The organism is Parasedimentitalea marina (assembly GCF_004006175.1).
Taxonomy (GTDB): domain Bacteria; phylum Pseudomonadota; class Alphaproteobacteria; order Rhodobacterales; family Rhodobacteraceae; genus Parasedimentitalea; species Parasedimentitalea marina.
This window is the reverse complement of sequence record NZ_CP033219.1, coordinates 952966-965101: the sequence shown is the minus strand read 5'-3', so window position 1 is coordinate 965101 and position 12136 is coordinate 952966. Positions and strand designations below refer to the sequence as shown.

Annotated in this window: 12 protein-coding genes; 7 read left to right on the top strand and 5 right to left on the bottom strand. The window is 57.0% G+C overall.

Annotated elements, in window-relative coordinates:
• Positions 1-48: 48 nt before the first annotated feature.
• Positions 49-1215 (bottom strand): amidohydrolase family protein, encoded by a 1167-nt coding sequence (locus EBB79_RS04705; RefSeq protein ID WP_127747824.1) that lies wholly within the window; start codon positions 1213-1215, stop codon positions 49-51.
• 214 nt (positions 1216-1429) lie between these two features.
• On the opposite strand from EBB79_RS04705, the gene EBB79_RS04700 reads away from it, so the two are divergent.
• The 7 genes from EBB79_RS04700 (at position 1430) to EBB79_RS04670 (ending at position 8515) form a co-directional block, all read left to right on the top strand.
• Entirely contained in the window at positions 1430-2800 is a 1371-nt protein-coding gene (locus EBB79_RS04700) for a hypothetical protein (protein WP_127747823.1), read from the top strand.
• Between the two features lie 111 nt (positions 2801-2911).
• Positions 2912-4210, top strand: a complete 1299-nt coding sequence (locus tag EBB79_RS04695; RefSeq protein ID WP_127747822.1) for an ABC transporter substrate-binding protein — start codon at positions 2912-2914, stop codon at positions 4208-4210.
• Positions 4211-4388: 178 nt separating this feature from the next.
• Complete coding sequence (locus EBB79_RS04690; RefSeq protein WP_127747821.1) at positions 4389-5315, top strand: branched-chain amino acid ABC transporter permease; 927 nt, start codon at positions 4389-4391, stop codon at positions 5313-5315.
• The gene (locus tag EBB79_RS04685; RefSeq protein ID WP_127747820.1) at positions 5312-6256 is read left to right on the top strand and encodes a branched-chain amino acid ABC transporter permease; all 945 of its coding nucleotides are present in this window, start codon (positions 5312-5314) and stop codon (positions 6254-6256) included. The genes EBB79_RS04690 and EBB79_RS04685 overlap by 4 nt, the downstream gene beginning before the upstream one ends.
• A complete protein-coding gene (locus tag EBB79_RS04680; RefSeq protein ID WP_202977657.1) occupies positions 6253-6972 on the top strand; it encodes an ABC transporter ATP-binding protein in 720 nt (239 codons plus the stop codon). The genes EBB79_RS04685 and EBB79_RS04680 overlap by 4 nt, the downstream gene beginning before the upstream one ends.
• Positions 6965-7660 carry an ABC transporter ATP-binding protein gene (locus EBB79_RS04675; RefSeq protein ID WP_127747818.1) on the top strand — a complete coding sequence of 232 codons (696 nt, stop codon included), beginning with the start codon at positions 6965-6967 and terminating at the stop codon, positions 7658-7660. Before EBB79_RS04680 ends, EBB79_RS04675 begins: the two co-directional genes overlap by 8 nt.
• Positions 7661-7762: 102 nt before the next feature.
• On the top strand, positions 7763-8515 hold the full coding sequence (locus EBB79_RS04670; protein ID WP_127747817.1) for a sulfite exporter TauE/SafE family protein: 753 nt from the start codon (positions 7763-7765) through the stop codon (positions 8513-8515).
• Between the two features lie 12 nt (positions 8516-8527).
• On the opposite strand, the gene EBB79_RS04665 is transcribed toward EBB79_RS04670, so the two are convergent.
• The 4 genes from EBB79_RS04665 to urtC are packed head-to-tail and all read right to left on the bottom strand — an operon-like array spanning position 8528 to position 12134.
• Positions 8528-9487: an aldo/keto reductase gene (locus EBB79_RS04665; protein WP_127747816.1), complete on the bottom strand. Its 960-nt coding sequence runs from the start codon at positions 9485-9487 to the stop codon at positions 8528-8530.
• A gap of 45 nt (positions 9488-9532) precedes the next feature.
• Positions 9533-10228: an urea ABC transporter ATP-binding subunit UrtE gene (urtE, locus tag EBB79_RS04660; RefSeq protein ID WP_127747815.1), complete on the bottom strand. Its 696-nt coding sequence runs from the start codon at positions 10226-10228 to the stop codon at positions 9533-9535.
• 2 nt (positions 10229-10230) lie between these two features.
• On the bottom strand, positions 10231-10971 hold the full coding sequence (gene urtD / locus EBB79_RS04655) for an urea ABC transporter ATP-binding protein UrtD (protein ID WP_127747814.1): 741 nt from the start codon (positions 10969-10971) through the stop codon (positions 10231-10233).
• Complete coding sequence (gene urtC, locus EBB79_RS04650) at positions 10968-12134, bottom strand: urea ABC transporter permease subunit UrtC (protein ID WP_127747813.1); 1167 nt, start codon at positions 12132-12134, stop codon at positions 10968-10970. Before urtC ends, urtD begins: the two co-directional genes overlap by 4 nt.
• Between the last annotated feature and the right edge of the window lie 2 nt (positions 12135-12136).

Below are 12136 nucleotides of genomic sequence, written 5' to 3'. Positions count from 1 at the left end.
CGACAGATTGGGCAGCCCCACCTAAGGTCAGGTACTGCCCTTGGAGTGTTACGCCAAGACTTCGGGCAATCGTGTGGCTGGCGGCGTATTGCGACTGCGCTCGCTGCGCACAACGCCGTCAATGATGGTCATGCCTACACCGGGCAAATTGCCCAGCTGAACCGATTCCAACATGGTTTTACCCGGCGCATGCTGGGCCTGATCCATCAGCACAAAATCGGCACAATAGCCCTGTTCGATCAAGCCGGTGTCCAACTCGCGCTGGCGTGACGTATTGCCATTGGCGAAACAAAAAGCGATCTCGGCCGGGACATTGCCAAGTGACGACAGCATCGCCACCATGCGCAGGATGCCCAGCGGCTGAACACCCGATCCGGCAGGCCCATCGGTGCCCAAGATAATACGGTCCATCACCTTCAGTTCACGCGCAGTGTTCAGCGTCAACAATGCAGCGCGCTCGTTGCCGTTGTGAACGATTTCCAGTCCTGCCGTACAGCTTTCACACAGGCACATGATTTGATCATCCGGCAACGCAGTATGGCCACCGTTGATATGACCAATGATGTCGGTGCCAGTTTCCAGCACCATATCCGCATCGATCAACCCCGAGCCGGGGATGGAGGGGCCGCCGGTGTGGATCGTTGACTGAATGCCATATTTGCGCGCCCAGTCCACCATCTGCTTGGCCGTCTTGCCATCCTTGACGGTGCCCAGACCAACCTCGCCCAGCAATGTAACACCGGCATCGGCCAAATCTTTGAAATCCTGCTCGACCATGCCTTGCTCGATGACCGGTGCGCCAGCCATGACCTTCATCCCCGAGGGACGGAAATTTTCGTACCAACGCTGCGCCGCAATTGCCATCGCCTTAAGCCCGACAATATCCCGGGGACGGCCGGGCATATGGACTTCCCCCGCTGAAATCAGCGTCGTGACGCCGCCATGCAGGGTGGAATCAATCCAGTTTACCTGTTGTTGCCGGGGGGTATAATCGCCCACGACCGGATGAATGTGACTGTCGATCAAGCCCGGCGCCAGGGCCACACCATGCGCATCGATAATCGTCGTGGCATCCTCAATGTTCAGATCTTTTTCATAACCCCACTCGTGGATTTTACCATCGATGGCGATCATGCAATCGCCGTCGAGTATCGGTTGTTCCATCTTGCCAGACAGCAGCAAGCCAATGTTTTTGATGACGAGTTTCTCGGTCATGGCCAAGGTCTCCACTGTATGATATAATTGTTAGTATGCTAATGTATTTAAATAGAGGGTCAAGCCCGCAAGAACGAAGAAACCGCAAGAGACTGTACAGATTTCCACTTGCCCGCGTATAAGCGCAGCGCAGATTGCTCATTTATTTCTTAGGTCCAGACCCATCTCATTCTCGCCAATCCGTCACATAATTGCCGCCAGTCTGACCTGGTTTATGCTCTCCCGGCCCGCGCAGGCACATGCTTCCGAGCAGGCGCTGATTTTGTTGCTGCCAACCAATCTGTATATCCTCGCCGGATGCGCAGCGGTTGTGGCATCAATTCTGGGTGTGGCGTTTCTGTCCGAGGCGCGGTTGCTGGCGGCCTTTAAACCACTACCTCTGATCAGGATCAAACTGCCCGATTATGTGTCACATACGACCAGCTTTGTATCAATGAACTGCCTGTTCGCCCTTAGCGCCATCGGAGCATTTGGCACCAACGATCCGCTGGAGAACCTGTTTTCCCTGACGATCTGGACCATTTGGTGGGTCGGGCTGGTTCTGGCACATGGCCTATTGGGCAATCTATGGAGCTTTCTGAACCCCTGGACCGGGCTCCATCACATTCTGATCGGATATCAGTCCGCGCCGCCGCCTTTGAAACTGCCCAAAGCCTGCGGCCACTGGATCGCAGTGTTGACATTCCTGGCATTCGGCGCCTTTGAGATCGCCGATCCAGCCCCCGAAGATCCAGCGCGGCTAACTAAATTTGTGTTGGGCTATTGGCTGTTCACCTTTGTGGGCATGATGTTGTTTGGCGCCAATATCTGGTTGTCGCGCTGTGAGCCTTTTACCATTCTGTTCAAGTTGGTCGCGACCATTTCCCCGGTGCGCTGGCTGCCTCGCCTAAGCATCGGTCTGCCCGGCTGGGCGCTGTTTTCGCTCCCCAAGCCCCCCGTCAGCCTGGCAGTTTTCTGCCTTGTTTTGTTGGGTGTCGGCAGTTTTGACGGCTTAAAAGAAAGTTTCTGGTGGCTAGCCAAGATCGATGTGAACCCGCTGATGTTCCCCGGCAGATCCGCCATTTTTTGGCCCTCGGTCATTGGGCTGTTGTTCATGAACGCCCTGTTGGTCATTGTTTTTGCTGCGGTCACCTATATGGGCACCCGTGCTGCAAACACGGGCCTTGCACCACGTGATCAGGTCCCCTTCGCCACCGCGTTCTGCTGGTTTTCCCTGTCGATCATTCCCATTGCTCTGGGCTATCACTTTGCCCATTTTTTCATCTATGCGCTGGTCAACGGTCAATTCGCGCTGCTGGCGCTAAGCGACCCCTTGACCACCGGCGCAAATTATCTGGGGCTGACAAAGACGCAGGTAACAACAGGGTTTCTAAAAACGAAAGACAGCGTTCAGGTGGTCTTTTTTATCCAGGCCGCCACTGTGGTGCTGTCACATGTGATCTCGGTCTTGGTCGCCCATTGTATTGCCGCCCGGCTGTATCACAGCAAACGACAAACCCTGATCAGCCAAATTCCTCTGGCGATTTTCATGGTGCTCTATACGATTTTTGGCCTGTGGCTACTGGCCACTCCACGTGGAATGTGACGCCAAACCCAAAACTCGCCTCAAAAAAAACTCTGGACAAGTCATTTGCATACACACAATATGACTGCACTGCACCTGTATTATCGGTGCACCACTGGGAGGTGAAAAGTCATGGTAACGAAACCCGAATCCAAATTTACACGTCGTGGCGTGCTGAGAACACTGGCCGCCGGAACCGGCGCCATTGCGGCCACCAGCGCCTTACCCGGTCTGTCCGGTTTTGCCCAGGCGCAAAGCTCGGCTCCGATCAAAATCGGCTTTCAGGTGCACCGCACCGGCATCGGCGCTGCCTATGGCCGCTGGTACAACCGCACCACCGAGGCTGCGGTCAAACGCATCAATGACATGGGTGGGATCAATGGCCGCCCTGTGGAACTGGTCGCCGAGGATGACGGCACCGACCCTAAACGCGGCGCCGAGGTTGTCGAGAAATTCGCAACCCAGCACGGGTGCGATATCGCCTTTGGCACCCTGTTCAGCCACGTTGTATATGGCTCGGCCCCACGTGCGGGTGAGTTGAAGTTACCGTATTTTGTGGTCTCCGAAGGACACCACGTCGCCAGCGGCAAATTGAACCGCTATACATTGCAGCCCGGCATCACCGACGTGAAAAGCCAGGTTCAGGCAATGGCACCATTCGTCGCTGATAATCTGGGCAAGAAGGTCACCATGATCTTCCCCGATTTCGCCTTTGGCCACGATCACCGCGACTTCTTTACCGCTGCCATCGAGGCCCAGGGTGGCCAGGTGGTAGAGAGCATCGCCATTCCGCCAACTGAAACCTCGTTCAGCAAGTATTTCCCACGTATCCCGCGTGAGACTGAGGTAATCTATCACGTGATGGTTGGCCCCGCTGTGCTGACCTTTGTGAAAGAACTGGGTGAGTTCTTTGGCCCCAACAGCCCCGAGATCTTTGGCTTCATCGACAGTCTTGAAGCCGTGGACATCAAAAGTCCTGGACTTGAATTCCTGGAAGGCACCTATTTCTGGGAGGGCAACCCGCGCAATGCGCAGGCCGACCAAAGCAGCCACGACAAGGCCTATCGCGCGGCTGTGGGGGTTGATGACAATGGTGCCTCGACCGATGATGCGCAGGATGTGTCGACCTACTCGCATATGTTTGGCTGCTGGGAGACCCTAAACATCATCAAACGCGGTATGGAGACCGCCGGATACCAAGGGCCTGCTGATCGGGCCAAACTGATCGAGGCGGTCGAAGCGATGTCGGATATGCCGCTGTCGGACGATCATCCGCAAGGTGCCAAGCGCTTCAACGGCAAGACACACCAGACGTTTGGGCATCAGTACATCTCGAAAGTCACAGACGGTAAGTTGGTGGTCGAGCATACAACATCTATCGATGATGGTCTCTATGAGGACGAGGTGGACTACACCACGCAGTCTTTCTAAAGCCTAGACAACTAGGGCGGGGTCTTCAAAAGCGCAGGGCTCCGCCCGTACCCACCTCAAACAGTCCCCCGGACTGTTTGCCGCTTTGCGGTCCGGTGTTCACTCCCGGGGGAAAGGTCAGGCGCGGCCCGAGCTACGCACAGGCTAAATGCATATTCAATCCGAGGTTATAATACTCATGGACTTTGGTCCTCACTTACTCTTGGCCTCACTTGAGGGTGCTGTAACGGCGGCCATTCTGGCCCTGACGGCCATGGGTCTGAGCATTGTTTTTGGCGTGATGCGCGTCGTCAATGTGGCTCATGGCGAATTCTACATGCTGGGCGCAGTGATCGCCTGGTGGGTTACTTCGTTGATCGGCGGACACCCGGCGATTGGCTTCATACTGGCGTTGGGGATTGCACCTCTGGTGGTGGGCCTTCTTGCCGCCACCGCAGACAAGCTCATCCTGCAAAAGATTAACTATGATCCGGACCGGACTATCGTGGCGACCATCGGACTGCTGTATATCATCCAGCAAACAACTCTGATGACATTCGGACCCGATGCCCGCCCGGTGCAACCGCCGTTCAACACGCGCCTTGCCTTGCCCTGGTTCGAGTATGGCGAGAACGGGTTTGCGATGTTCTGGCCCTGGGGGCTGAGCATCACCAGTTACAAACTGTTTGTGATCATAGCCGCAATCGGCATTCTGACAGCCCTGTGGCTGGTGATTACCCGCAGCAAGATCGGGCTGATCATGCGCGCCACCCAGTTGGACAGTGAAACCGCACTGGCCTTTGGTGTGCCAGTTGAACGGGTCTATATGTGGGTCTTCGGACTGGGCGCTGGTCTGGCCGCCGTCGGCGCCGTGCTGGTGGTGCCAATCCAGCAAGCGCATTATCTGATGGGTCATGACCCGCTGTTGCTGGCCTTTATCACCGTGATCATCGGCGGCCTTGGCAGTCTGCCCGGCACCGTGATTGCCGCCATCCTGATCGGCATGAGCGATGGCATCATCTCGGTCTTTTTCTCGCCGACACTGGCTAAGATTATCGCCACACTGGTGGTGGCCATGGTGCTGGCGTTTCGCCCGCAAGGCCTGTTGGGGAGGTCGGCACATTGACCGATAGCCAACGTTCCAATGTGCTGCATCTGGGTGTGATTGCCCTGCTGGCAGTCGCATTCTTTATCCTGCCCACCTATCACGTCGGCAACCTGTCCCGCATCATGGTGCTGGCGGTCTATGCCATCGGCTATAATTTTCTGTTCGGCTATACCGGCTTACTTAGCCTTGGCCACGCGCTGTTCTTTGCGGCCGGCATGTACGGGCTCGGCCTGTCGATGGAGCTGTTCGACCTGACCTCGGCCCCGGCCTTGGCGATTGGACTAGCCTCGGCACTGACAATCTCGGCTGTGATCGGCTTTCTGGCGCTGCGCACCAGTGGTGTATCCTTCATGATCGTGACACTGATGTTTGCTCAGGCGGGCTATCTGTCGATCCTGTATTTTGGCACCTATACCCGCGGCGATGAGGGCTTTGTCATTCAGCAAGCCGACCGGGTAATGTTTGGGCTGGATCTGAGCAACGACACAGCCCGCTATTTCGCAGCCCTGGTGCTGTTCTCGATCTGTTTTCTGGCCATTGCCCGACTGGTGCAATCGCCATTCGGGCGCACCCTGATCGCGATCCGCGAAAACGAGGAGCGGGCCCGGATGTTGGGCTACAACACCGTCGCCCACAAATTAAAGGCCGTAGTGATTTCCGGCACCATTTCAGGTCTGGCAGGCGCGGCTTATGCGCTGCTGTTTGGCTATGCCGGGGCGACCTTTGCCACCGTGCAATATTCGATCTTTCCGCTGCTTTGGGTGCTGTTGGGCGGCGCAGGCACCACCATCGGCCCCCTGATCGGCGTCATCTTCATGTTCTACCTGATCGACCTTAGCAGCTCTATCACCTCAGCCTATATGCTGATTGCTGGCGTGGTTCTAGTTCTGTTGACCTTATTCGCCCCGCAAGGACTGGCCGGTGAACTCAGAAAGCGAGTGTTCAAATGGATGCCATGACGATCCTCTCGACCAAGGGGCTGACCAAGTCCTATGGCGGCATCAAGGCGAATACAGACATCGATTTTGCCCTGCCACGCGGTAAGACCATGGCACTGATCGGGCCCAATGGTGCGGGGAAGTCGACCTTCGTCGGGATGCTCTGTGGTCGAATTCCGGCAACCAGCGGCGATGTGTTCTTTGAGGGTGAGAATATCAATGCCCTGCCCGCCCACCAGCGGATCTCGTTGGGGATCGCCTATACCTTCCAGATCACCTCGGTGTTTGCCGGGCTATCGCTGCATGAAAACGTTGCACTGGCGGCGCGGCGACGGTTGGGTGCGGATGTGGCGGCTGTGGACGCCAAAGTGGCCGACGTATTGGCCCGGGTTGGCCTGGCTGAGCGCACAGATCAAAACGCTGGCGATCTTAGCTATGGGCACCAGCGCCTGCTGGAAATCGCCATGGGATTGGCGCAGGATCCGCGATTGTTCATTCTGGACGAGCCCACCCAGGGGTTGGCGGATTCCGAGGTGGCGGATTTCATCACCCTGATCAACACATTGGCCGGCGAGACCACAATCCTGCTGATCGAGCACAACATGGATGTGGTGATGCAGACTGCGACTCATATCACAGTGCTGAACGCAGGCGAGGTACTGGCCGCCGGCACTCCGGATGAAATCCGTGCCAACACGGCTGTACAGGCCGCTTATCTGGGAACAAGTGATGCTTGAAATCAATGACATTCAGGTTGCCTATGGCCGCGTTCAGGCGCTGTTTGGCGTCACGCTGACGGCCAAGCCGGGCGAGATCCTGTGTATTCTGGGCCGCAATGGCGCCGGTAAAACAACCATCATGAAATCCATCATGGGGTTGCTGCCGCTGATGTCAGGCTCAATCGCGCTGGATGGTGAGGTCCTGAGCGCCCTGCCCGCCCACAAAATCCCCACCCGCCGGGTTGGCTATGTACCGCAGGGACGCCGGTTGTTTGCAGAGCTGACTGTGGCCGAGAACATCGAGATGGGCATGATGACCTGCAAATCGGGCGAAGACACCCGCGAGTGGGTCTTGGACATCTTCCCCCGCCTGCGTGAACGGTTGCAGCAACAGGCCAATACCCTATCAGGTGGCGAGCAGCAAATGCTGGCAACCGCCCGCGCCCTGTGCCTGCGGCCCAAGGTGCTGCTGCTGGACGAACCAACTGAGGGGCTGCAACCGTCGATGATCGATCAGATCCGGCAAGTTGTGGTGCGCATGCGCGACGAAGGTGTCGCGGTAATTCTGGTAGAACAGCGGGTGGATGCGGTGCTGTCGATCGCCGACACCGTCGCTTTTATAGAACACGGCCAGACCCGCGAAATGCTTGACGCCGCCGAGCTGCGCGCGGACCCGCAGAAAATCCATCACTATCTGGGCGTTTAACCGGCCCTCTCATCAATGCGCCAATCCACCCTGCCAACTTGCAAGCCATCATCAGATGGCGCTAGAACCCTAGCATATTAGGATTGAGCAGGCAGATTTCAGATGGAAATAAGCGAGTATTTCTTCGTCTTTACGATACCCGCAGTGATGTTTGCGGGCATCAGTAAGGGCGGATTTGGATCTGGTGCAGCTTTTGCCTCGTCATCGTTCCTGGCCATCATTCTTGATCCCGGTTTTGCACTGGCGCTGATGTTGCCATTGCTGATGCTGATCGATCTTGCCTCGCTCCGGCCTTATTGGGGCCGGTGGAAACTACGGGAGTCGCTCTTGTTATTGGCCGGTGGGCTGCCTGGTCTGGCAATGGGAACGCTGCTGTATCGTTCAGTAGATGCCGATGCCATGCGGGTGCTGATCGGTGTTATTTCAGTTGGATTTGTGGCCTGGCAAATGTCAACTGCGCTGCGCAAACGACTGGCTGACCGCCCGCCAATGCCAGAATGGGCCGGCGCCCTGGCCGGTGGGGTGGCGGGATTCACCAGCTTCGTCAGCCATGCGGGCGGCCCGCCGGCAGCCGTATATATGTTGGGCCGCCGGATGAGCAAAACCGAATATCAGGCTTCGTCCGTGCTGGTTTTTGGGATACTCAACTCCGCCAAGTTCATCCCCTATGCGTTTCTTGGGCTGTTCACCCTGGAAACCCTGAAACTGGATCTGATGCTGGCACCTTTTGCGCTGCTCGGCGCATGGATTGGTATCAGCCTGCACGATAAAATTCCCGAAAAATTCTTCTTTTCCATGACATATGTTTTTCTCACCTGCACAGGCCTCAAACTGATCTGGGATGGGTTGACCTAACGCCCACCCTTTCTACACTTCTTCCAACCGATCTGTTGCTGGGGCCGGGGTTGGCGTAAGCGCAGTCAGTTGGGCCTTAAGTGCGTCACTCAAATCATAATCAAGCGCCGCCAGAGAGGGCGCAAGCTGCGTCACAGACCGGGCACTGATGATCGGGCTGGTAATCCCCGAATGCGCCGCGACCCAAGCCACGGCCAGGGTAGCTGGATCAACAGCGTGATCCCTTGCCAAAGCCGACAGATCCTGAGCGGCCTGATGCATCCAGTCGACGCCATATCGGGCTTTGTACATCAAGTTATCAACCAGCCGCCCCTTGTCGTCAGCCCCATTCCTGTCGCTGTCGCCCGGGCCGTATTTGCCAGTCAGCAACCCACCGCCAAGCGGCGAATAAGACGCCACAGCAAAGCCCTCGCTTTCGGCCATTGGCAACATTTCAACCTCGGCCTGACGTTTGACCAGGCTATACATTGGCTGCAGAATGTCGATCTTTGTTCCCAAACCCACCGCGACCGCCTGCGCTTTCATGATCTGCCAGGCCGCATAGTTGGACACCCCAATTGCGCCGATCTTGCCCGCTTGCTGCAGCTCGGCCAGAGTTTCAAAACTTTCCTCTAGCGGCGTGTTCGCATCCCAGCGGTGCAAATACAGGATATCAACATAATCCATATCCAACCGCTGCCGGCATCCGTCGAACCGGGACAGGATATTGTCCCGGCTGCAGCCCCCCTCGGCACCAACCTTGGTGGCTATGATCACCTTATCCCGCTCGGCTTTGACAAATCCTCCCAACAGCGTCTCAGAGGTGCCATCGGTGTAAACATCTGCTGTGTCGAAGAAATTTAGACCAACGGCCCGGCAGGCCTCATATAGCGCCTGACTGTTCGCAATGTCAGCCTTGCCACCAAATTGCATGGTGCCAAAGCAAAAGCGTGAGACAGGGTCGCCTGCGGGGGTTTTAATGCATGTGGTCATGCACCAAGACTTTGCATACTTACCTTCTGACGAAAAGTGTGCTTTTCAAACCGACACACCGGCAAGCAGTTCTTCGCGTGACAGTGTGTCTTTAGCACCTTCCAGAATGATCTCGCCCCGGCGCAGCACAATGCAGTGATCGGCAAGCCCATAGGCAAAGTCAAAGAACTGCTCGACCAGGATGATGGCCATATCACCCTGATCGCGCAGCAGGCGGATGACCTCGCCAATATGCTGGATGATATTGGGCTGAATACCCTCGGTTGGTTCGTCCAGGATCAGCAATTTCGGCCGGGTAATCAGGGCGCGGGCGATAGCAAGCTGTTGTTGCTGGCCGCCAGACAGATCCCCGCCTCGCCGGTTGATCATATCACGCAGCACCGGGAACAGGTCAAAGATATGGTCGGGAATTTGGTGCTGATCCCGGGGCAGACAGGCAAAGCCAGTTTCCAGGTTTTCGCGCACGGTCAGCAAGGGAAAGATATCCCTGCCCTGCGGCACCGAGGCAATGCCAGCCCGGGCCAGAACATGGGCGGGCTCGGTGCCATATTGCTGGCCGTCCAACCACATCTGCCCACCCGAGCGCAGATGCGTGCCGGTGATCGCTTTCATCAGGCTGGTTTTCCCGACCCCGTTGCACCCCATCACACAGGTGATTTCGCCCGCGTGGGCCTGCATCGTGATGTCACGCAGGATTTGCGAATGGCCATAGTGTAGCGTGAGATCTTGAAGTTTCAGCATTTTTATCGCCCCAGATAGACGTCGATGACGTCAGAATTTGCGGTCACGTGATCCAATGACCCCTCAGCCAGAACCGCACCTTCGTGCAGAACTGTGACCTTGCAATCAAGGCGACGCACGAACTCCATGTCGTGTTCCACCACCACCACCGCACGGGTTTTGGCCGCTGCCACCAAGAGTGCCGAGGTATGCTCACGTTCCTCAGGGGTCATGCCAGCTGCCGGTTCATCCACCAGCAACAGACGCGGCTCCTGCGCCAGTAACATGCCAATCTCCAGCCATTGTTTCTGACCATGGCTCAACTCGCCAGCCAGGCGGTCCAACTCGCATGCCAGTCCAACCTCTTCGGCCAGCTCATCGACACGCGCCAGATCTGCCGGGCTGGGGCGAAACAGCAGCACCGCCAGAACACCGCGCTCTTTTTTCAGCGCCATCAGAAGGTTATCGCGTACGGTCTGATCCTCAAACACCGTGGGTTTCTGGAATTTGCGCCCGATCCCTGCACGGGCAATTTGGGCTTCGCTCATGCGCAGCAACGAGATCGACTTCTCGCCCCAGATTACCCTGCCCTCATTCGGGCGGGTCTTGCCGGTGACAATGTCCATAAATGTGGTCTTGCCCGCTCCATTGGGGCCGATCACCGCGCGCAGCTCGGTCTCGGCGATCTGAAATGACAGGTTGTTGATCGCCTTAAAGCCATCAAAACTGACCGAAACGCCGGACACTTCAAGAAGAGTGCTCATGTTTTGCTACCTTTCTTGAACAGGTCAAACAGCCCACCAATGCCTTTCGGCGCGAAGAGGGTGACACCGACAAAGGACAGGCCCAGCAGCACCAGCCACCAGTCCACCCATTTGATGGTATAAATGCCCAACGCGATGTCAGGCGCCTGCCCGCCGGTAAACCAGGTCGATATCAGGCTGACAAAACCCGCACCGATCACCGCGCCGTACAAACGGCCACGCCCGCCGATGGCGACCCAGACCGCCAGATAGATCGAGGCAATCGGCACGATTTCCGCCGGGTTGATAATACCCGCCTGCGGATAGTACAGCGCGCCGGCAATCGCCGCGATACAGGCGGTCAGGGTGAACACGGCCAGCTTGAAAGCCTCAACCGAATAGCCAAGGAACCGCACCCGCGTTTCGTTGTCGCGGATACCGCGAATGACCGAGCCGAACTTGCCCGACACAATCCAGGCCGCCAGCATATAGCCCAGCGCCAACGCAAGGGCAGAGGCAAGGAAGAACCACATCGACACGACAGCCTGCGACGCCCCGACGCCCGGCAGGTTTTGCAAGCCGGACAAACCGTTGTTGCCGCGCAAGCCGCTGTCATTCTGGAACAGGTACAGCGCCAAGGCCAATGTCATCGCCTGGGTCAGAATTGACAGGTACACGCCAGTCACGCGACTGCGAAAGGCCAGCCAGCCAAACACCAATGCAAGGATGCCCGGCACCAACAGCACCAGCAGCAGTTGCAGGCCCAGACTGTCGGCGAAACTCCAGATCAGTGGGAACTCATTGCTGCCAACCACGCCAAAGATCTGGCTGCCGATACCATCGATAATCTCAACCTCGGTTGGCGGGATCTGCCCCTGCATCAGCGCCTCGGTCACGATCAGGCGGGTGCGCTCATACATCAGCCACATGCCGATCATATAACCACCCAGTCCAAAAAAGGCGAAATGGCCAAGGCTTAGGATACCCGTAAAGCCCCAGACCAGATCCATTGCAACGGCGATCAGGCACAGGCACAGCGTCTTACCCAGCGTCTTGATGAAGCTGGTCGAGATCACCCCGATGCCAAAGCCTTCGGACAGAATGGTGACCGTGATGGTAAAGGCGGCCAAAGCAAGCAGGAAGAACAGCACCGACGGGTTTTTCGCGATAAAGGATGTTCGCATGG